We start from the raw sequence: 21,742 nt of genomic DNA, 5'->3' as shown, positions 1-21,742 counted from the left end.
AATGAAAAAACATAATATCCTTATCATTGGTGGCTACGACCCAACTGGTGGAGCAGGAGTTATTGCAGATGCAAAAACTGCAAAGATTTTAGGAGTTAACCCCCTAACCATAACAACTTCCATCATTCCTCAAAATAATAGGGCGGTTTATGACAAAATGGATATACCCAAGAAGATTATTGAAGAGCAATTAGAGGCAATTTTTGAAGATTTTGATGTTTCTGTTGTTAAAACTGGTGTTTTAAATAAAGATGCAATCGATTTGATTTTGAAATATAAGAGGCATTATGATTTTAAGATTGTATGTGATCCTGTTTTAAAATCAACAACAAACTACAAGTTTGTTGATGAGGATTTGTTGAGAAGATATATTGATTTATTTAACGAGAGTTATTTAATAACCCCAAATGAAGAAGAATTTAACACCATTATTAACTTTATAGAAAAAAACAATCTTTGGGGAAATATTGATAAAAATCCATACATTTTGATTACTGGGATTGATGACAAACTAACAACCCTTAAAGATAAAGGCATTATTGAGACAATAAAAGGGAAAAAAATAGATAAGGAAGTTCATGGAACAGGTTGTGTATTTTCCTCTGCAATTGCATCATTTTTATGCAAAGGGGAGGGATTGAGAGAGGCAATTAAAAAAGGCAAGGATGTTGTTTTGGCATCTGTAATTTATGCAACAAAAACAAAATACAACTACAACTCAAATCCTACCTACATTAACAAAGAAAAGGTAATAAAAAATTTAAGTTATGCCCTATATTTACTAAAAAAGATTGAATTTAGCCTTATTCCCGAGGTTGGCTCAAATATCGCTGAGAGTTTGCTTTTACCAAATAGTTTTAAAGATGTTGCAGCATTGACTGGGAGGATTATAAAGAATAAATTAGGAGGTTTTTATATTGTTGGGGATGTAGAGTTTGGAGCATCAGAGCATATAGCAAAAATTATTTTAACTGCAAAAAACTACAATCCACAAATTAGGGCATGTATGAATATAAGGTATGAGGAGGATTTAATAGATGCCTTATCAGAAAAATTCAGTATCTCTTCATTTGATAGAAAACTTGAACCTCCAAATGTATCAACGATGGAATGGGGAACAAAATACGCATGCGAAAAATTTGGTGGAGTTCCAGATATAATATATGATAAAGGAGGAGATGGAAAGGAACCAATGATCAGGGTTTTAGGCGTTAATACAATAGAGGTTGTTAAAAAAGTTGTAGAGATACAGAAGATCTATGATCATATTTAATTTTTAATCCTTTCAATGCCGATCTTAACCTTATATTTCTCTCCATTAGGTGTTTTTATTTCCCATTCTTGCTCATAATCTACCTTTATCTCTTCAACAAATTCCCCTCTAACTTCCTTCTCAATTTCTTTCAGCATCTCCTCACTAAACTCAATTCCTTCCATTTTTACCTTAACTTTTTCCTCAATATCCAAGTCCATGTCCTTTCTCATTGCTTGGATTCTTCTTATAACCTCTCTCATCAATCCCTCTTTTATCAACTCTGGACTCATTTCAATATCAATAAATACGTTTCCTTTTGAGAATTCCATTCCAATAATGTTTTCTGGAATTTCCATTCTAAACTCAACATATTCTGGTTTTATAATATAGTTCTCAACCTCAATCTCTCCATCTTTAAGTTTTTCCCTCAATTCTTTTGGATTGAAGTTATTTATAATTGCCACAACCTTTGGAACCTCACTCTTGAAGGTTTTACCCAATTCTCTGTAATTTGGCTTAACGATTAAATTGCCCTCAAACTCTCCAATCTCAATTTCTTTTACATTTCCTTGTTCTTTTATTATGTAGCCATATTTTTTAATTGTCTCCCCAACATCCCCAGTTACGGTTATTTTCTTTATTGGGTATCTCAATGTGTATTTTGCCTTATCTCTTCCTCTCAATATAGCATCAACTATATCCCTAACAATTTCCATCTCTTCTTCTAATTTCTTATCAATGAACTCCTCATCAACAGTAATTCTATTCATGAATATGCTTTCTGGCATATCATCTGTTTTCAAGTTTTGGTAAATCTCCTCGCTTATGTGCGGAGATACTGGAGCAAGGATTGTTATCAATTTCATCAACACATAGTATAATGTTTGGTATGCTGCCAATTTGTCAGTATCATTCTTTTCTTTCCATGTCCTATCTCTAATCAACCTTATATACCATCTACTCAAATCATTCAAAATGAAGTCCTTTATTTTCCATGTGTATGTATGCAAATGAGGAATTTCTAATGCCCCTATACAGTCCTTCACAACCGAGTTTATTTTGCTTATAATCCATCTGTCCTCATCTCTCAAATATTTCATATACTCATCATCTGGCTTAAACTCATCTAACACCATGTAATTTACAGCAAATGCATAGGAGTTCCATAATGTGTTGAACATGCTCCTTACATCATCCATCTCATCCCAAACAAATCTCAAATCCTCCCAAACCTTATTTGCACTGAGTAAGTAAAATCTTAGCAAATCCGCACCATATTTTTCAACAACATCATCTGGATTAACTATGTTTCCTAAACTTTTACTCATCTTGTCTCCTTTCTCATCTAAGGTAAAGCCGTGCATGAGACATTTTTTGTAAGGAATATCTTCAAATACAACCGCACTCAATGCATGTTGTGAATAAAACCACTTTGTAACCTGGTCATGACCCTCGGTAATGAAGTCCGCTTTTTTAAGTTCTTTTGCCCCAATTGATGCGTAAGGAGCGAGTCCAGAGTCAAACCAAACATCTAAAACATCAGGGATTCTCTTCATCTCTCCTCCACATTCACATTTCAATACAACTTTATCCACTGTTGGTTTATGCAAGTCATCCAACTCAACATCATTAATCATTCTCTCTTTTAACTCTTCAACACTTCCAACAACAACATATTTTCCACATTCCTTACAAACCCAAACTGGAATTGGAATTCCCCAGTATCTTTGCCTTGATATGTTCCAGTCCCCAACGAATTTAACTCCATTTATATACCTTGTTTCAACCCACTTTGGAACCCAGTCAACGGTTTTAGCGTGCTCAATAATATCTTCCTTAATTTTTGAAATGGAGAGATACCACTGTTCTGTTGCTCTAAACAATAATGGGGTTTTACATCTCCAACAGTGTGGGTAACTGTGTTTTATCTTCCCTGCAAATACTAAAAGCCCTTTATTTTTGAGAGTCTCAATTATTTCATTGTCTGCATCTTTAACAAAGATTCCCTTCCATTTTCCTTCAACATATTTACCTTCATCGTCTATTGGGGAGTAGATTGGCAAACCATACTTTTTCCCAACTTCAAAGTCCTCTTCCCCATGTCCTGGAGCAGTGTGGACAAGCCCAGTTCCTCCCTCTAATGTAACATGCTCCCCTAAGATGATGGTGTGAGCATTCTCTAATTTGGCAAATTCCTTCTGCTTTTCATTCTCTTCCAATAATGGATGGATGTATTTTATTCCCTCTAATTCCTTACCTTTAACTGTCTTTATTATCTTGTATGATTTTATGTTGTTTTGTTTTTCTGCTCTTTTCATTACTTCCTCAACCAACTTCTCTGCAATAATCCAAATCTCCTTTTTATCTTCAAGTTCAACCTCAACATAAGCATAATCATACTCTGGATGCACAGCAACCGCTAAGTTTGAAGGCAATGTCCATGGTGTTGTTGTCCAAATAACAACATATTCATCCTCTTTATCCTTAACTTTGAATTTAACATATACAGATGGGTCGGAAACCTCTTTATATTCCCCTCTAACCTCATGCTCTGCTAATGATGTTTCGCATCTTGGACACCAATATCCAACCCTCAAATCTTTTGTTAACAATCCCTTTTCATGTGCCTTTTTTAATGTCCACCATCCAATTTCCATATATTCCTTTGTTATTGGCATATATGCATTTTCCCAATCTAACCAAACCCCTAAGTTTTTAAACTGCCCTTCCATTATCTCTTTGTGTTTCAAAGCGAATTCCTTACATTTTTCAATGAAGTTTTCTGTTCCAATTTTTGTTTCTATCTCCTTTTTGTTTTTTATTCCAAACTCGTTCTCAACCTTAACCTCTATTGGCAATCCGTGCATGTCCCATCCTGCTTTATCTAAAACATTGTATCCTTGCATCCTCTTAAATCTCAAAACGGTATCTTTAATTATTTTATTCCAAGCGGTTCCTAAGTGTATGGCCCCTGAACAGTATGGAGGACCATCAACAAAATAATACTCTGGATTTCCCTCATTCATTTTTTTTACTTTTTCGTATATTTTGTTCTTTTCCCAAAATTTTTTTATTTTTTTATCTAATTCTCTAAAATTCACTCCCTTAACTTGTTTCATTCCCTCACCTCAAGTGTTTATTCTTCTTTACGTTGTCTTTTTTGTCTTTATTTTTATTTTTGCTTTTGTAGTAACCTTTCAATGGTGGCATTCTTGGAAAATCCCTAAGTAGATCATCGTACATTTCGTATCTTTCACTGATAACAACAATATGTGCTGGCGGATGGATTTTTCTAATTCTATCAATTGCCTTTGGGGCATTTTCTTCAATCTTCGCAAGGCATGCCTTTTTGCAAGGTTTTTTAATCTCCCCTAAAATGTGTTTTAGTATCTCATCTGCTGCCTCAGGCAATATAATTCTTGGTTTTCCAATAATGGTTAATTCAGCATGTCTATCAACATCTGCTAAAGCATTTTTAATTTTTTCATAATTATCTCCCCTTATCAACAACAATACCATAATATTTCACCGTGTTTCTTTGATTTTTATTTGATATGACTTAGATATTCCTCAAGCATAAATGGGAAATCCCTCGCCTTAACAAATCTCAAGCCCAATCTCTGAGCCCATTTTTCAACACCCTCATCACTTGCTACAACAGCAGCATCAAGTTCTTTTGCCAATAAAAGAACATCTAAATCAGGAGCACTGTCCAAAGTTCCCACTCTCAACGCACTTCTATATTTATTTCTGAAGGTATTTATTGTTTTTGATAGAACTTGATTAATTACCTCTTCTCTGTTTAGTTCCTTTGATTGGGATAAACCATAGGTTTGCAATGCAGTTTCATACATTGTGTTTTCACCAATTCTCATGCCTTTATTTATCCTCTCCCTCAAATCTTTAATATACTCATAGAATATTTCTGAAGGTATCTTTATCTCATATCTATTTGGTGTTTTTTTAACCAACCACGTATCTACCTTAACTAACACATCCTTTGGACAATTTTCCCTCTCCAAAAATCCAATTAATTCATTATACACTGAAGGATATGGAATATGGCACGATATATCCAATTTCATTCTTGCCTCTGCTATCAAATCAAGAATTTTATCCGTACTTTCAGTGATGGTCTTTACCCCCAGTGCATCCCTTACTGAGGTGTCGGTAAGTGCTGTTGTATCCAAACAAAACCTCTGTTTTCTTGGCAATATATTCACCTAATCCATTTTTAATCTATTAATGTTATTTTGTTAGGATAAACCATACAATTCATAGTTTTAAATAGTTACACACGACAACATAAAAATTCACCAACTGTTTTGATCATAATTAGCCCACACTCCCTACGGATTTTTCACTTATAAGTAAGCAGGTAATGAAAATGTTTTTCATCTAATGCTTTACATATTAAATCTTTCATTTTAATAACTAAAGAAACTATTAAATACCTAGTTTCTTTTAATTGTATAAATAAATAACGATTTTAGTTGGATATATTGATTAATAGATTTTTAGCCAATATTAAAAAATAGTGTTTGATATGTAAATAGAACGTTTAATAATACTGCATAATTTAAAACTATAACTCAAAAAATGTATGATAGGGATTTTGGAAATTGCCACAATCTTTCATATTCAACACGTTTGGAGAACCAATAAACAGTAAAATATAAAATATAAAAACAAAAATTAGTAATCTCTTATTTATTGGATTCGAAATATTAGTATCACTTAAATTTTTGAAGTAAAGTAAAAACCATTTTAAATTTATTTTGAGTTTGTCCAACACGAACAACTTTAAATAAAACATATTGTTTAAATAACATAATCGACACTTGATAATAAATAAACAAAATTAAATTGATTTTTATTTATATAAATTTTGATGTGTTATTTAAATAGTCGATAGTGTTCAAAACCTACCTTATTGGAGGTAAAATATGATACTAATTATAGGATATGGTTCTTTTGGGCGTAGGGTTGTAAATTATAGTAAAAGTATCGACACTGTTACAGTAATTGACAATAAAGAAATGGTCTTTGATTCAGTTGAACAGGCGGATTTTAAATATGTTGTTGGAGATGCAACGGATGTTGAGGTTCTCAAGAAGGCCGGCATTGAAGAGGCAGATACTATAGTTATCTTAACAAACAATCCTGAAATTAATAGGAAAATAGCAGAGTTGGTTTGTGAACTGAATCCAAAAGCCCATAAAATCGCGAGGGGAATTCCAAAATATCCAGACTTGTATGATGGTCTACCGATTGATCGAATCATCTTCCCATTAGAGAGTGCAGCAAGGGAAGTTATAAAAGAAATTGAAAAATCAAAATTAAAGAGAAAATTACTTGGTCTAAAGAACATATTAATTAAAGCAAAAAGGGAATGTCTTGGCCCAAATAATGGCGAAAAAGAAGGTAATAAGGAAAAAGATATTGCACCTCTTTTGATAGTCACACACAACAATCCCGACCCTGATGCTATGGCAAGTGCTATGGCATTGAAAACTATCGCCTTAAAATGGGATATTGAGGCAGATATTGCATATGGGGGGAATATAGGGTTTGATGAAAATAAGGCAATGATAAACCTACTTGGTATAAAGATGAAACACATTAGGGATATTGATTTAAACAAATATTGTGCTATAGCAGTGGTTGATACATCAAGTTCAAAAAATCTGCCATTTGACCCAGAAACAAAAGAAATCGATATTATTATAGATCATCATGAAAATGGTGATTTAACTGCAAAATATATGGATATTCAGTCAGATATTGGGGCTACAGCAACAATTTTAACAGAATATTTGAGGGAACTTGATATCTCTCCAAGTGGGGATTTAGCAACAGCCTTATTTTATGCAATAGCATCCGATACAAACTACTTTAAAAGAAAAGTGACAAAAAAGGACTTTGACGCTGCGGGTTATTTGCAAGGACTAATTGATGCAAAAACCTTGCAGATGATTGAAAATCCCGATATGGACACGGAAACAATGGAAGTTCTTGCAAGAGCAATCTTAAACAGAAAAATTGTAAAGGGGAACATTGCACTCTCCTATGTTGGTGAGATAAGTAATAGAGATGCTTTACCAAGAGCGGCAGAGTTCTTGTTGAGAATGGAGGGAATAACAACAACATTTGTATTTGGTATTGTAGAAGATAATATCCATATATCTGCGAGAACTAAGGATTTGAGGGTTGATGTTGGAGATATTTTGAAGAAGGCATTTGACGGTGGAGGACATCAGGCAGCAGCCGCTGCATATATTCCATTGGGTATATTTAAGGCGGTCTCTGATAAAGAATCCTTAAGAAAACTTGTTGAAGAGGCAATAAGAACAAAAATCTTTGAAGTTATGGGTATAAAAGAAGAAGAAAAACAGAAAACATCAGAACAGTTATAAGTAAAAACGTGAAAAAATGCTAAAAGAGCTTATAAATAAGATACTTTGGCATCCTAAATACAACCCAGGGGATTTTGAAATTGTTTATTTACATAGGGGGACAGAGGATAATAAAAAGGCCGTATCTATGGATGAAATACACATTGAAGGCTCTTTTATAGTTCATGATACAACATACATTCCGATCCATAGAATTTTAGAAATTAGAAACAAAAAAACAAAAGAAATTTTATTCCAAAGAAATAAAGATGCCGATTTTATAGAAGAGTACGAAGACGAGGTTTAACACATTTTTGCTGTTTTACAACATTTAAAAAATTTTTGGATGGGGTAGGATGGTTAAAGTAAGTGAGTATATGACAAAAAAAGTGGATTGTCTCTCTCCTAACAATACAGTTAAAGATGCCATAAGATTCGTTAAAGAGACAGGTCATGATGCATTTCCTGTTGTTGTAGATGGTAAATTGGTGGGGATTGTTTCAGTTCATGATTTGGTAGGTAAGGATGAGGATGAAAAGGTAGGCAACATCATGACAAAAAGAGAAGACATGATTGTGGCTAAGCCAGATGCAAATATCATGGATGTTGGTAGATTGATGTTTAGGACTGGATTTTCTAAACTTCCTGTGGTTGATGATGAAAACAACTTAGTTGGAATAATAACAAACACGGATGTCATAAGGTCACAAATAGAGAAAACAACTCCTGAAAAACTAAATAAAATTGTAAAAACGTATGAAAACTTAGGGCTAAAAACAAGGGTTGAGAGGGGCTATGTTCCAATAGATGAACTTAAACCTACACAATCAAAGGTTCATGAGGATGAGTTAATTGGGAGAATGTATGAATTAAAGAAAGGTCTTGCAGAACCAATAATTGCCATAAAAACAAAAAGAAGCGGATATATTTTAGTTGATGGACACCATAGGGCAGTGGCTGCATATAAATTAGGCATACCAAAGTTAGATGCCCATATAATCCACATAGACACAGACAAAAAATTAGGCATAGAAAAAACTGCTGAAAGCCAAGGATTAAGAACACTTGGGGATATAAAAATTATCGATGAGGACAATGAGAACTCCATAAATCCCTACACCTTAAAATCAAAAACAAATTTTTTTGATTGAAAAATTATCTTTTTAAATAACTACAAACCTTTTCAAACATCAAATCTGTTGGATCTTCCAATTCGACATTTTTATTTTTAACTCCCAAATTTTCAATAATGTAACCAACTATTCTATTTACATTTTTTATATGAACCATCCTTCCCATCTTTATTAGATATTTATCAACACCAAGTAATTCCTTTGGATAGCAAGATACTGTTGGAATCCCTAAAACTGCTGCTTCTCTGTTCATAGTTCCCCCTGCCCCTATCATAGCATCTGCAAAATAGAGAAGAGATAGGGCATCTATTGTGTTGGGAACTATTGCATTTAGAGATATGTATTTTTCCCTCTGCTTTTCATCCCTTGGAAATGCCACAATATTACAATCTATTTTTTCCCTAAGTTTTTCTATGATTTTTGGAATTATGTCCTTTTTTCCATTACAGTAGGATGAATTTGGTCTTGCCCTCATGACTATTGTTGGATTATTATTATCTATCCCTAATTTTTTTAGTATGCCCTTATCAATTGGCAGTATTCCTTTTAGTCGTGAATTCACGTTTGCCACTTCACACGTTCCATTGAATGTTGTAAAGTTATTTCCCCCCATCTTTTTTAATTTACTCTTTTTCGTACCTATTGGAATGATTATGTCCTCTGCAAGTGGGAGGGTGAGTTTGTTTTGTGCCTCTGCATGTTCGTTATCAACAACAAAAATCACGGGAATGCCCAATCCAAAAGATACTCGTGGCAATTCAACGGAATGTTTTGCTATTGCAACCTTTGGCTTCTCTTTATCAACAATCTCAGTGAGTTCTATGATTCTCTTTGCAGAGTAGATTAACTTATCCTTTAAACTCTCTCCGTGTTTTCCAACACATATGTATTCAAATCCATATATATTTAGTAGTTCTTCCAAATTTTGGGATTTTCTTGTTGTTATTAGATAGTCGATCCCTTCTTTTTCAAATTTCTTTATCAGTTGTGAAAAATAATGAACATGAGGAGCATTTGTTAAATCCAACCACACATCCATGCAATCACCTTTAAATCCTAAAATCCTAAATTATAATTAACCTTTTTAAATTTTTTTAGAATAAATAAACTTCAACATACTCTCCCTTCTCATAACCTTCAACGTTCTCTGGGATTATTACATAACCATCTGCTTTTGTCAATGAGGAAATAACTCCACTTCCAGTAATTCTCAATGGTTCAACTTCAAAATCTTCAATTTTAATCCTAACAATATCTGTCCTGCCGAGTTCGGATGCGATGTTTCTCCTTAATGGAAGTTTTATTTTTTTTCTTTTTTTAAAGTAACTCCTTATAAATAACTCAAATTGAACAGTAGATGCCACTGGATATCCAGATAGGGTAAAAATTAATTTGTTGTTTATTTTACCAAATCCAAAAGGTTTTCCTGGCCTTATTTGGACACCATGAAGAACAATACCACCCAACTCATTAACCACTTCTATTATATAATCCCTATCTCCTACTGAAGTACCCCCTGTTGTAATCACAATATCGTTTTCAATTATTGCTTTTTTTATTAATGATTTTATCCTTTCCCTATCATCCACAACCTTTCCGTAAATTTTTGGATTCAAACCAGATTCTTTCACCAGGGCATATAACATTAATGAATTTGAATTTACTATTTTACTGTTATTTTTTAACTCTTCCATACTGATAACTTCTTCCAAATCAACGAGTTCATCCCCAGTTGATATAATTCCAACATTTACATTATAAACTTTAACCTCCTTTATTCCAACAGATGATAAAATTGATATGTGGTGCGGGGAGATGGCTTCCCCCTTTTTTAATAGTAAATCCCCCTTTCTAACATCCTCCCCAATCCTTGAGACATTTTCATAAGGATGAACTCCTTTATATATCTCAACAAAACCATCCTCTTCTTTGCAGTATTCCTTCATAACAACAGCATCAGCATTTTTAGGCATTTTTGAGCCAGTGAATACCTTTAAACATTCCCCTTCATTAATTTCCTTCTTTTCGACCAAATTTAAGATTAGGGGATTTGTGGTTGATGCTCCAAAAGTATCTTCTGCTCTAACTGCATAACCATCCATCGCTGCCCTATCAAACATAGGTAAATCTATTGGGGACATTATATCTTCATAAGATACCCTACCCAATGCATCCAATAAAGGGATTATTTTAAACTTATCTTTCAAAAACTTATTCCACTCATTAAAAACCATTTCTTTTGCCTTATCATAACTAATCAATTTTTTAAGCATCTTACCCATTTTATTCACCTTTATCCTTCATTAAAAGATATATTTCATTAAAGTTAAGTGATATGTGATTAATTAATGAAACAAATAATATTTAAAACACGACTGCGATATATTTTTAACGTAAATTATTTTTAAGTAAACTTCAGAGGGGATTACATGCTATTCTTAAAAGTGAAATTGTTTGATTTAGATATTGGGGTAAATGCAGTTGTTATTAATGAGGAGGATTTGAAAGGAACTCCTTACTATCCACAAGATAGGGTGTTGGTTGAAACTCCTGCAGGTTCTTTTGTTGGAGTATTGCATTCAACAAAAACATTAGTTAATAAGGGAGAAATAGGAATATTTAGAGAAATCACAAAAGAAATTCCCATCAAAGATGGAGACGAGGCCATAATAAGGCATGCTGAAACCCCACTTTCAGTGGCATATATAAGAAAGAAGATGGATGGCCAAACACTAAAACCTGAGGAAATACACACAATAATTGATGAAATGGTAACTGGAAAGTTATCAAATATTGAAAACACAGCATTTGTTACTTCTTTGTATATTAACGGCATGGATATGAAAGAAATTGAGGAAATGACAAGAAGAATGGCAGAAACTGGGGATATGATTGATTGGGATGAGAGTTTAGTGGTTGATGTGCACAGCATCGGGGGAGTTCCAGGAAACAAAACCGCTCTTTTGGTTGTTCCCATAGTGGCAGCGGCAGGATTAACGATACCAAAAACATCGTCAAGAGCAATCACATCAGCAGCAGGAACAGCAGACGTAGTTGAGGTTTTAACAAGGGTTGATTTATCGTTAGATGAGATAAAACAGGTGGTAACAACCACAAATGGTTGTATGGTTTGGGGAGGGGCTATTGACTTAGCCCCAGCAGATGATATAACAATAAACATTGAGAGACCACTTTCCATTGATCCTGAGCCACTACTTTTGTCAAGTGTAATGGCTAAGAAAATTGCTGCAGGCATTAAATATTTAGTTATAGACATCCCTACAGGCGAGGGGGCAAAGGTAAAGACTATAGATGAAGCAGCAAGTTTGGCAAGGAAGTTTATAGAACTTGGAGGAAGGGTAAATGTACATATTGAATGTGCAATAACCTACGGGGGCCAGCCAATAGGTAGGGCAATAGGTCCAGCATTGGAGGCAAGAGAGGCATTAATAGCATTGGAAAATTATAAAGAGGCCCCTTCAAGTTTGATTGAAAAAGCGGTGTCCTTGGCAGGAGTTCTCTTAGAAATAGGTGGGGTAGCACCACCTAAGAAAGGAAAGGATGTTGCAGAGGAGATTTTGACATCTGGAAAGGCATTGGAAAAGATGCATGAGATAATAACTGCCCAAGGTGGAGAACCAAAAAGTTCTGATGAAATTGAGATTGGGGAATATAAAGCGGAGATAATTGCACCAATAGATGGATATGTGACTCAAATTTCAAACAAACTTATAACAAAGGTGGCAAAAGAGGCTGGGGCCCCAAAGGATAAAAAAGCAGGAGTACTTTTAAATGTTAAAATTGGAAATGAGGTTGAAAAAGGAGACTTGCTCTATACGATATACTCAAGTTCAGAAGAGAGGTTAAACTCAGCAGTTAAACTGGCAAGAAGAACCTATCCTATCAAAGTTGAAGGAATGTTGTTGAAAAGAATAAGTAAATTCTAACTATTTTTAATAATTTTTTGAACTGTCGGTGAAACCATGAGGGTTGTTGAAATCAAAAGGGAAACAAAAGAAACAAAAATTGAGTTAAAAATCAATATAGATGGAATTGGAAAATACGACATAGATACAGGCATACCTTTTTTTGACCATGTTCTGTCTTCCTTTGCAAAACATGGGGCTTTTGATTTATATATTAAGGCTGAAGGTGATTTGGAGGTTGATGACCACCACACTGTTGAGGATGTAGGGATTTGCTTAGGAATGGCATTGGATAAAGTTGAAAAAAAGAACATCAATAGGTTTGGATGGGCAATAGTGCCAATGGATGAAGCAAGGGCAATGGTTGCAATTGATTTGGGTGGAAGACCTTATGTTTTATCCCAATACACGCCAAGAAGGGATAAAGTTGGTGATTTATCGACTGAAAATGTAAAGCATTTTTTTGAGGCTTTGGCAAACAATGCAAAAATGAATATCCATTTTGAGGTTATTGGAGAAAACGAACACCACAAAATAGAGGCATTGTTTAAGGCATTTGGTGTTGCTTTGGATATGGCTACGAGAATCGATGAAAGAAAGGGAGTTGTTAGCACAAAAGGAGTTATTTAGAGTAATTCTTTATACCTCCGAGCATTTGCGAGGAGGTATCTCCGCGGGATGAAACGACGCGGCGTTTCGTTTAAGGCATTTGGTGTTGCTTTGGATATGGCTACGAGAATCGATGAAAGAAAGGGAGTTGTTAGCACAAAAGGAGTTATCTAAATTAAAAATTTTGTGGTGAGGAATATGACAATAAAAGTAGGTATTGTAGATACAACATTTGCAAGGGTTGATATGGCTTCTGCAGCAATAAAAAAATTAAATGAATTGACATCAAAAATAAGGATAGTTAGATATACTGTTCCGGGAATAAAGGATTTGCCTGTAGCATGTAAGAAGTTGATTGAGGAAGAGGGTTGTGAGATTGTTATGGCCCTTGGAATGCCTGGAAAAGCGGAGAAGGATAAAGTTTGTGCCCATGAGGCATCCCAAGGTTTAATGTTAGCACAGTTGATGACAAACAAGCACATAATAGAGGTCTTTGTTCATGAGGATGAGGCAGAGGATGAAAAAGAACTCGAATGGCTTGCAAAGAGGAGAGCAGAGGAACATGCTGAAAATGTTTATTATTTGTTGTTTAAACCAGAATATCTAAGGAAAAATGCTGGTAAAGGTTTAAGGCAAGGATTTGAAGATGCAGGGCCTGCAAGATTATAATCTACAAAATTCAGATTTTATTTAAATCTTGCAATAATCAAAAATCATAAATTATAATTTAATTAAATATAATTAAAATATAATCTAAATTACATGGTGGGGGTAAAATGGAATACATCACCAAAAAAGAAATCGATTTTAAAAATCCTATTGTCATCGAGGGGTTTCCCAGCGTTGGATTGGTTGGAAGTATAGCAGCACATCAAATTATAAAAAACCTTAAACTTGAGTATATCGGATACTTTGATACTCCGGAAGTGCCTCCAATAAACCTTGTCGAGGAGGGGGTGGTTTATCCATCAATAAGGGTTTATGGAAAAGAGGATTTGATTGTCCTATTTTCTGATGTGATAATTCCGCCAATTGTGGTTCATAGCCTCTCGGATAAAATTGTTGAAACATTAATATCGATTAATCCCCAAGTGGTTATATCTTTAGGAGGACTTGCCACTGGAAAATCTGAAAAGGTTTATGGAATAGCATCTTCAAAGGATCTTCTGGAAATTTTTGAAAAATACGAGATACCTATTTTAAAGTTTGGAATGGTTGGAGGAGTATCTGGAAGTTTGATGGTAAAAAGTAACAACAACAAAATACCTGCAATTGGCCTACTCGCTGAGACAGTTGGCATAAGGCCTGACCCGAGAGGGGCATCAAACCTTATAAATGTTTTAAACAGGATCTACAATCTTAACGTGGATGTGGAGGAGTTGATAGAAGAGGCAGATAAGATTGATGAAAAGATAAAGCAGTTAGCACAGGAGCATGCAAAATTGATGACAAAAACTGCAAGAAGTGAGTATCCAATGTATCTATAATAAAAAACAAAAAAGGGGTATTTATGAGGATCATTGCATTGGCAGGGATATCACCACATGCATTGTCAGAACTTATAAAAAATCATATAAAAACCCTAAATTTGAAGAGTGCAGATAATTTATTGGCTTTAAAATCTGTTGACGTTGGGGATTTTATATTTATTACATCAGTTGTAAAAGATGACATAATCCCTGGAACAGAAGGGATAATTGGAAGGGTAAAAAAAGTTTCCATTGTTCATCAAAAAATACAATCAGAAGTTTCAGAAGAGAGGGAATGTGTGGTTGGGAAAATTCAAATTGAAATGATTGGTTTTGGAACTTGTGTAGATATTAATGATATGGAAGTATTAAGTCCCACAATTCTAAATGTCGTTATGAAATCGATTTATTAAAGATTTTATATTAATTTTATAGGTCTTATAGCACCACAAGCCATGCATTTGAGCATGTGGATTCTTCCTTCTTTAATGATTTTCGTATCTGGTTTTCCACACTCGTGGCACAAAACATACTCCTTCATGAAATCTTGGATTTTTGAGTTTACTAAATAAGCACTAAACCTACCTTGCAAAACAAGCCTTGCTCCTTCAATATCTCCAGCAGTACCAAGTTCCTTCATAATATACTTTGCAAAGTAGTTTACATCCCTATCAATTAATTTAGCAATTTCTCTAAAGTTTCTAATTATTGTTCTACTACCTTCAACAAAGACCTCTGCTTCAGGAATCTCAAATCTCACATCCTTAAACACATCTTCTGGAAGTTGTTCCCTTGCCCTCTTTAGTAATGCATCATAATCATAATAATCAATACTCATCATTATCACCTCATAAATGAAATAGTTCTTTTTGATATATTAATGTTTGTTTACGAATTCAACATCAAAATTAAAAGAAATGATACTTTATTTAAATTTTATAATAAAAATTCACCTCAGAGCTCATACGGCTCATCATAAAAATCAGTAAAACAATTCATCATCGGTGATTAAATGAGGTTTTTAATTTTAGATGGCTATACCGACGAACCAGCAGGATTAGGGGTTCCTCCATATATAGGCATATACCCAAGATACATTGCAGGAGTGCTAGATAAATTTAACCAGGAAGTGTATTATATAACTATCGATAAATTTAGGGAAATTAGGGGAAAGTTTGATTTTAATAAGTTTGATGCTGTCATTGCTATTTGCGGATTTCACACGCCGGGAAAGTATTTAAATGCAAATCCAGCAACATTGAGAGAAATTGTTTCTATTCTTTATAACTTTAAGGGTTTAAAAATCCTTGCAGGACCGAGTGCAACAAAATTTGGCTCATCCATTGAAGGGGGAACAATAAAAGATGAGAGCAAATTAAAGGCATTCTTTGATATTGTTGTGGAGGGAGATGCTGAGGCAGTTTTGCATGATTATTTTTTGAATAATTGCAAAATTGAAAATATAGATACAAGAAGATTGAGAGCCTACGATGAGTTGAGAGAATTTGCCATCAGAGGGGCAAAGATAGTTAAGCAACACCCTTCTTATCCATACATAATTGCTGAGATTGAAACCTACAGGGGATGTGCAAGGGCTTTGAGTGGAGGGTGTAGTTTTTGCACAGAGCCGAGGAGATTTGGAACTCCAAAATTTAGGGATGCAAAGGATATAATTGAGGAAATTAAGGCATTATACAACTTTGGTATTAAATACTTCAGAATTGGAAGGCAACCGTGCATATTCTCATATAAATCAAAGGAAAGTGAAAAGGAAGAGGTTCCAAAGCCAAATGTGGAAGAAATTGAGAAACTTTTTAAGGGCATCTGGAATGTGGCAAATCCTGAGGTTTTGCATATAGATAATGCGAATCCATCTGTAATAGCAAGGCATGAAGAAAGCAGAGAAGTTGCAAAAATTTTGGTTAGGTATTGCACTGGAGGAAATGTTGCTGCATTTGGTGTGGAGAGTTTTGATGAAAAGGTTATTAAGAAGAATAACCTCCTAACTATGCCAGAGGATGTTTTGAAGGCGGTTGAAATTTTAAATGAAATTGGAGGAAAAAGAAGCGAGACAGGATTGCCCTATCTCTTACCTGGAATTAACTTACTTTATGGATTAAGAGGAGAAACAAAAGAAACGTTTAAGATAAACTACAATTATTTGAAGGAAATTTATGATAGGGGATTAATGTTGAGGAGAATAAATATAAGGCAGGTAGTTCCATTCTTTGGAACTGATTTAACTATTAAAGATATTGAAAAAGGTAAAAAAAGAAAGAGTCTATTTTTAAGTTTTAAAGAAAAGGTTAGGAAAGAGATTGATAATCCAATGCTAAAAAGAGTTGTTCCAAAAGGCACGATATTAAAAAATGTCTTTGTTGAAGTTAAAGAGAAGGATGACTTATTCTTCGGCAGGCAATTTGGTAGTTATCCTATTTTAGTTGGAATAAAAGAGAAAAACTTAAAAATTGGGGAGTTTGTTGATGTTGAGGTTATTGATTATGGAAGGAGGTCAATAACTGGAAAGATTGCCGTTTCCATCCTTGTTTTAATGGACTAAGATTTCAAACAAGTCTTGGATGAATTCGGTGTTGATAGGATAGGTTTCCATCCTTGTTTTAATGGACTAAGATTTCAAACCCTTAACTTACTTCTTTTTTATTGTAATTACTTGTATATATACTTTTCTTTTTGAACCTAAATTTTCTTACTGCTTAATTATTAAAACCTTTATAAAAGCAAGAAAGATTGTGCAATTTCTTTTTAAATCAACTGCACAACCACGCTAATAAATCTTGATAATTAGACCTTATTTTATATTATCTAAAACCAATCTAAACTTAAAATATGCTAAATAAAAACAAACAACAAAAATATCTAAAAAATAACAAATTTCCATTAAAAAAATCAGTAATACTTTTCATGAATTTTCTAGTACTAAAATTAAGGTAGGGGTATATAAAACCAAGAAAGATTAATTAAAAAAACTAATGAGCATATCAAATAATCTAATCATTCTCCAAAAACCTATCAACATTCTTAACAACAATACTCTTAACTCCTATTGGTGTTATCATGGCCGTTACAATGGAGAGAGCAACTATCGCAACAAAGACATCATCTGATATAATTCCCAACTCCCTACCAACTGATGCTGCAACTAATGAAGCGGAGATTTTTGGAACTGTTAATAAAGAACCAACAAAACTCTTCATCTTATCATAACCCAAAATTCTCAATGATATTAATCCAGAAGTCAATTTTAACAACACAGCACTGATAATCGTTACCAATACAAGTCCTAAATTGTTTAAGTTAAATATAACCCCTACATTTGTCTCCATACCCAAAACTAAGAAGAATATTGGTATAAAGAACCCATAACCAATAGCATTTAAGTTTTTGTTTAATAACTCATCATGCTCTTCTTTAGTCAATGCCTCACTAACGGCAACACCAGTTATAAATGCCCCAACGATTGGATGTAACCCCAAAATCTCCCCGATTAATATAGAAATTAATATAATGAACAGTACAAAATGAATTCTCTGAATGTGGAGTTTTTCAAAGTTTTTGAATATGATTTTTGATAGGTAAGGGATAGCCAACAACAACCCCCCAATGTATAATGCCGTTGAAATTAAAAACATCCAGATGTCTGATGTTATTGCATTTGTTTCACTCAACTTGATAACGATAGATAATAATATCAATGTAATTAAATCAATCAATATAGTTGCACTCAACATCATCGTTCCCAACTTTGTTTTAACCATTTTAAGTTCATCCATTAATGCATAGACAATTCCAACAGAATGGGAGGCAAATATAACTGAATATAACAAACTTCCAGTAAATCCAAGCCCCAAATATTTTCCAACAAAGTATCCCCCAACACCAGGAATTATGAGGGAAAATAAACTAACAACCATAGAGTTCTTAAACTCTTCCCTCAAAGTTTCATTATCAACTTCCAAACCAGCCAAGAACATCAAAAATATCGCTCCAAATGAAGAAAATATCTTTAAAGTTTCATCAATTTGGAGAATATTTAAACCATATGGTCCTATTAAAATACCTGCCAACATAATTGATGTTATAGCGGGAACGTTAAACTTCCTCAATAAATTAGGGACAATAAACACTGTGGCAATAATTATAAAGAACAATAAATACTCATCCACAATTTCACCGTGCACATTGTATAACTCGTATCTCGTTTAAAATCATTTAACATTAATTTGGAAGTTAAATATCATTTAATTGTAGAACGACTATATCTACCCCACTTGGTGATAATGAATTTTGAAAGATTAAATTATGATATTTAAAATAATTAATTTTAACCATTTATAATGCAAACTAATAGATGACACCTACTAACTTTAAATTTTAAATTAAATGTTTGCTAAACATTGTAGATTGAAATTTAAGATTATGATACTCATTCGCAAAACGTCCAATAAACTTGCAAAAGTTTTAAATATGCCCATATCTTTATCTACTCCATATTTATTATTAACTATTTGGAGGATAATAGGATTTATTTTAGTATAATTGGGATTATCTGGCGAAAAAATAAAAAATAAAAAAATATAATTTTAAATAATGTCAAGTTCAGTTTTGGTGGGATTATGCTCATTTTGGCAGGATTAGGATTGTATGATGAAAAAGATATGCCGTTAAAAACCTTAGAATTTGCTAAAAAAGTAGATAAAATCTATGCAGAATTCTATACAGCAATTTTGACAGGAACAACCATTGAAAAAATAGAGGAAACACTTGGAAGAAAAATCGAAGTTTTAAGTAGAGAAAAGGTTGAATACGAAACAGAAAAATTGATTGAGGAGGCAAAAGAAAAAGACATAATGTTTTTAACGGCGGGAGACCCAATGGTTGCAACAACACACGTTGATTTGGTAGTTGAAGCAAAAAAGAAAGGTATTGAAGTTGTTATTATAAATGCCCCATCCATCTACTCAGTAGTTGGGATAACAGGCTTGCAATTGTATAAATTTGGTAAAACAACCTCAATTGTCTTCCCAGAACCAAATTATTTCCCAGAGACGCCTTATGATGTTATAAAGGAAAATTTAAAGATGGGGTACCATACATTATGCCTCTTAGATATCCATGCAGATAAAAATAAATTCATGACTGCAAATGAGGGGTTAAAAATCCTCTTAGAATTGGAAAAAAGAAGAAAGGAAAATATTATAAGCGAGAATACAAAGGTCGTTGTTGTCGCAAGGGTGGGAAGTTTAAAGCCAAAGTTGGTTTATGGCAAAATAAAGGATTTGATTGATTATGACTTTGGGGAACCATTGCACTGCATAATCATTCCTGGAAAACTGCATTTTATGGAAGAAGAGGCATTAAAATATCTGTGTGAGAATGTATGAGTGTAAAAATTGATGAAGTTATTTTTTTATTTTTTATTTCTATTTCAGTATTATTCCTAATTTTCTTAATAAAACCTATTGAAATCATAGATATTATAAATTGGAAGACAATTTTTAGTTTATTTTATATGTTGGTGGTTGTGAATCTTTTAAAGGATTGTGGATTTTTGGAATGGATTTCATTAAAGATACTAAAAAGAACAAAGAGAATCTTTATTGTCTTAATCATACTTACCATAATTTTATCCATGTTTGTGACAAATGACATTGCACTCTTTGTTGTAATTCCAATAACCCTAATCGTTGCAAAGTACTGCAATATCGACTTAAGAAAAATCCTCATACTTGAGGGGATTTCAGCAAACATTGGGAGTTCTCTAACCCCTTTTGGAAATCCGCAGAATTTATTCATTTATTACCATTACAATTTAAACCCTATGAAGTTTATAATGAATATGATACCATTTGAAATTTTAGGTATTTTAGTTTTAATTCCGTTTTTGGATTTAGGGAGGATAAGTAATATAAAGATAATAAAAACTCAAAAATTTGAAAAAGAGTGGATAAGTTATTTGATAGTGTTCATACTCGTTATTGCATCAATCTTAGGTATTTTTAATCATGTCTACTTGTTACCAATAATTCTCCTCATCATACTTGTCAAAAGGATAAAAATTGATTATCTTTTCATCTTAACGTTTTGTGCATTGTTTATTGATATTGAAGGTTTGAAGAGATTGGGAATTATGGAACTCTTCAAAATCAATTGTGAAAATAATATATTCACCATGATATATGCATCATTATTATCCCAAATAATCTCAAACGTTTCAACAACTATTCTATTATCAAACATATATAACAACTGGCTACCAATTGCCTATGGTGTGAATGTTGGTGGGAATGGGACTTTAATTGCTTCCTTTGCAAATTTAATAACTTTGAGATTGTCCGATGGAAAAATAAGTATTGTTAGGTTTTTAACATTTGGTATTCTAATTTATATTCTGCATTTAATTGTATTGGTTATTTATTTATATGTTATTTGGTGAGAAAATGCCAAGTGTAGAACTTTATGAAAAAATAAAAAATTTAGTCAATGATGAAGAAAAAGCAGAGAAAATTTGTGAAATAGTTAGTACAATTTTAGAAGAAAATAGAAAAGAAAACGAACTACAAAATAAAATATTAAAGGAAAGATTAGACTTTTTAACTTTTGCAGTATCCATCCTTATATTATTCACAAATCCTCTAATTCTTATTATAGTCTTTATTGTTTATGTTATTTGTAAAAAATCTTAATCACATCAAAACTTTTAAAAAGTTTCATCAAAGGATGTATTGTAGTTGTGCATTTTTTTATGTTATTTAAACATAACTTTTAAATATTGAACTTACAACAAAACTAAAAATTTTATTAAAGATAATAACCACTTTAAGCACAACTATACCCACTTCGCTCGGTGATGCCCCCCGTATAATTCAATTTAACAACAACAATTATTTATATTATGTAATTGTAAGTGAAGATGAGTGTTCAAATTTTAAGAACT

Annotated in this window: 20 protein-coding genes and 1 pseudogene; 14 read left to right on the top strand and 7 right to left on the bottom strand. The window is 33.1% G+C overall.

Translation table 11 applies throughout. From position 1 onward, the window contains the following. Position 1: 1 nt before the first annotated feature. On the top strand, positions 2-1,273 hold the full coding sequence (locus tag METFODRAFT_RS03805) for a thiamine-phosphate synthase family protein (protein WP_007044220.1): 1,272 nt from the start codon (positions 2-4) through the stop codon (positions 1,271-1,273). Here METFODRAFT_RS03805 and ileS read toward each other — a convergent pair. From ileS to METFODRAFT_RS03790, 3 genes are read right to left on the bottom strand one after another with little or no spacing between them, the layout of a single operon-like run. Then, positions 1,270-4,374, bottom strand: coding sequence for an isoleucine--tRNA ligase (gene ileS, locus METFODRAFT_RS03800; RefSeq protein WP_007044219.1), 3,105 nt, complete (start codon positions 4,372-4,374; stop codon positions 1,270-1,272). The genes METFODRAFT_RS03805 and ileS overlap by 4 nt on opposite strands. A gap of 4 nt (positions 4,375-4,378) precedes the next feature. Beyond that, positions 4,379-4,774 (bottom strand): DUF356 domain-containing protein, encoded by a 396-nt coding sequence (locus tag METFODRAFT_RS03795; RefSeq protein ID WP_007044218.1) that lies wholly within the window; start codon positions 4,772-4,774, stop codon positions 4,379-4,381. A 26-nt stretch (positions 4,775-4,800) separates the two neighbouring features. Continuing rightward, positions 4,801-5,469 carry an RNA ligase partner protein gene (locus METFODRAFT_RS03790; RefSeq protein ID WP_048115517.1) on the bottom strand — a complete coding sequence of 223 codons (669 nt, stop codon included), beginning with the start codon at positions 5,467-5,469 and terminating at the stop codon, positions 4,801-4,803. Between the two features lie 732 nt (positions 5,470-6,201). Here METFODRAFT_RS03790 and METFODRAFT_RS03785 point away from each other — a divergent pair. The 3 genes from METFODRAFT_RS03785 to METFODRAFT_RS03775 are packed head-to-tail and all read left to right on the top strand — an operon-like array spanning position 6,202 to position 8,801. Beyond that, a complete protein-coding gene (locus METFODRAFT_RS03785) occupies positions 6,202-7,671 on the top strand; it encodes a DHH family phosphoesterase (RefSeq protein ID WP_007044216.1) in 1,470 nt (489 codons plus the stop codon). 16 nt (positions 7,672-7,687) lie between these two features. Continuing rightward, on the top strand, positions 7,688-7,957 hold the full coding sequence (locus tag METFODRAFT_RS03780; protein ID WP_007044215.1) for a DUF504 domain-containing protein: 270 nt from the start codon (positions 7,688-7,690) through the stop codon (positions 7,955-7,957). A 49-nt stretch (positions 7,958-8,006) separates the two neighbouring features. Then, positions 8,007-8,801, top strand: a complete 795-nt coding sequence (locus METFODRAFT_RS03775; RefSeq protein ID WP_007044214.1) for a CBS domain-containing ParB/RepB/Spo0J family partition protein — start codon at positions 8,007-8,009, stop codon at positions 8,799-8,801. A gap of 4 nt (positions 8,802-8,805) precedes the next feature. Here METFODRAFT_RS03775 and METFODRAFT_RS03770 read toward each other — a convergent pair whose 3' ends face one another. After that, a complete protein-coding gene (locus METFODRAFT_RS03770; protein WP_007044213.1) occupies positions 8,806-9,822 on the bottom strand; it encodes a DUF354 domain-containing protein in 1,017 nt (338 codons plus the stop codon). Between the two features lie 55 nt (positions 9,823-9,877). Then, the gene (locus tag METFODRAFT_RS03765) at positions 9,878-11,065 is read right to left on the bottom strand and encodes a molybdopterin molybdotransferase MoeA (RefSeq protein ID WP_007044212.1); all 1,188 of its coding nucleotides are present in this window, start codon (positions 11,063-11,065) and stop codon (positions 9,878-9,880) included. 147 nt (positions 11,066-11,212) lie between these two features. On the opposite strand from METFODRAFT_RS03765, the gene METFODRAFT_RS03760 reads away from it, so the two are divergent. The 6 genes and pseudogenes from METFODRAFT_RS03760 to METFODRAFT_RS03740 all read left to right on the top strand — a co-directional run bounded on the left by METFODRAFT_RS03760 (position 11,213) and on the right by METFODRAFT_RS03740 (position 15,200). Then, positions 11,213-12,730, top strand: coding sequence for an AMP phosphorylase (locus tag METFODRAFT_RS03760; RefSeq protein WP_007044211.1), 1,518 nt, complete (start codon positions 11,213-11,215; stop codon positions 12,728-12,730). Positions 12,731-12,766: 36 nt separating this feature from the next. Then, on the top strand, positions 12,767-13,339 hold the full coding sequence (gene hisB / locus METFODRAFT_RS03755; RefSeq protein WP_007044210.1) for an imidazoleglycerol-phosphate dehydratase HisB: 573 nt from the start codon (positions 12,767-12,769) through the stop codon (positions 13,337-13,339). A 69-nt stretch (positions 13,340-13,408) separates the two neighbouring features. Then, positions 13,409-13,492 (top strand): annotated as a pseudogene (locus METFODRAFT_RS10610) (imidazoleglycerol-phosphate dehydratase); the annotation flags it as partial. Positions 13,493-13,516: 24 nt separating this feature from the next. Then, positions 13,517-13,987: a riboflavin synthase gene (gene ribC / locus METFODRAFT_RS03750; protein ID WP_007044209.1), complete on the top strand. Its 471-nt coding sequence runs from the start codon at positions 13,517-13,519 to the stop codon at positions 13,985-13,987. A 107-nt stretch (positions 13,988-14,094) separates the two neighbouring features. Further along, positions 14,095-14,805 carry a proteasome assembly chaperone family protein gene (locus tag METFODRAFT_RS03745; RefSeq protein ID WP_007044208.1) on the top strand — a complete coding sequence of 237 codons (711 nt, stop codon included), beginning with the start codon at positions 14,095-14,097 and terminating at the stop codon, positions 14,803-14,805. A gap of 23 nt (positions 14,806-14,828) precedes the next feature. Further along, positions 14,829-15,200 carry a DUF473 domain-containing protein gene (locus tag METFODRAFT_RS03740; RefSeq protein ID WP_007044207.1) on the top strand — a complete coding sequence of 124 codons (372 nt, stop codon included), beginning with the start codon at positions 14,829-14,831 and terminating at the stop codon, positions 15,198-15,200. 5 nt (positions 15,201-15,205) lie between these two features. On the opposite strand, the gene METFODRAFT_RS03735 is transcribed toward METFODRAFT_RS03740, so the two are convergent. Then, positions 15,206-15,625 (bottom strand): translation initiation factor IF-2 subunit beta, encoded by a 420-nt coding sequence (locus tag METFODRAFT_RS03735; protein WP_007044206.1) that lies wholly within the window; start codon positions 15,623-15,625, stop codon positions 15,206-15,208. Between the two features lie 174 nt (positions 15,626-15,799). Here METFODRAFT_RS03735 and METFODRAFT_RS03730 point away from each other — a divergent pair, with 174 nt between their 5' ends. Continuing rightward, on the top strand, positions 15,800-17,347 hold the full coding sequence (locus tag METFODRAFT_RS03730) for a radical SAM protein (RefSeq protein ID WP_007044205.1): 1,548 nt from the start codon (positions 15,800-15,802) through the stop codon (positions 17,345-17,347). 448 nt (positions 17,348-17,795) lie between these two features. Here the strand turns inward: METFODRAFT_RS03730 and METFODRAFT_RS03725 are convergent, their stop codons facing one another. Further along, a complete protein-coding gene (locus METFODRAFT_RS03725; RefSeq protein WP_048115514.1) occupies positions 17,796-18,971 on the bottom strand; it encodes a cation:proton antiporter in 1,176 nt (391 codons plus the stop codon). A gap of 450 nt (positions 18,972-19,421) precedes the next feature. Here METFODRAFT_RS03725 and dph5 point away from each other — a divergent pair, with 450 nt between their 5' ends. From dph5 to METFODRAFT_RS03710, 3 genes are read left to right on the top strand one after another with little or no spacing between them, the layout of a single operon-like run. Continuing rightward, positions 19,422-20,189: a diphthine synthase gene (gene dph5 / locus METFODRAFT_RS03720; RefSeq protein WP_007044203.1), complete on the top strand. Its 768-nt coding sequence runs from the start codon at positions 19,422-19,424 to the stop codon at positions 20,187-20,189. After that, on the top strand, positions 20,186-21,241 hold the full coding sequence (locus METFODRAFT_RS03715; RefSeq protein WP_007044202.1) for an SLC13 family permease: 1,056 nt from the start codon (positions 20,186-20,188) through the stop codon (positions 21,239-21,241). The genes dph5 and METFODRAFT_RS03715 overlap by 4 nt, the downstream gene beginning before the upstream one ends. A 4-nt stretch (positions 21,242-21,245) precedes the next feature. Continuing rightward, positions 21,246-21,491: a hypothetical protein gene (locus METFODRAFT_RS03710; protein ID WP_048115511.1), complete on the top strand. Its 246-nt coding sequence runs from the start codon at positions 21,246-21,248 to the stop codon at positions 21,489-21,491. Positions 21,492-21,742: the final 251 nt, after the last annotated feature.

The organism is Methanotorris formicicus Mc-S-70, from assembly GCF_000243455.1.
GTDB classification, from domain to species: Archaea; AGJL01; Methanococci; order Methanococcales; family Methanococcaceae; genus Methanotorris; species Methanotorris formicicus.
This window is presented reverse-complemented; position numbering and strand designations above follow the sequence as displayed.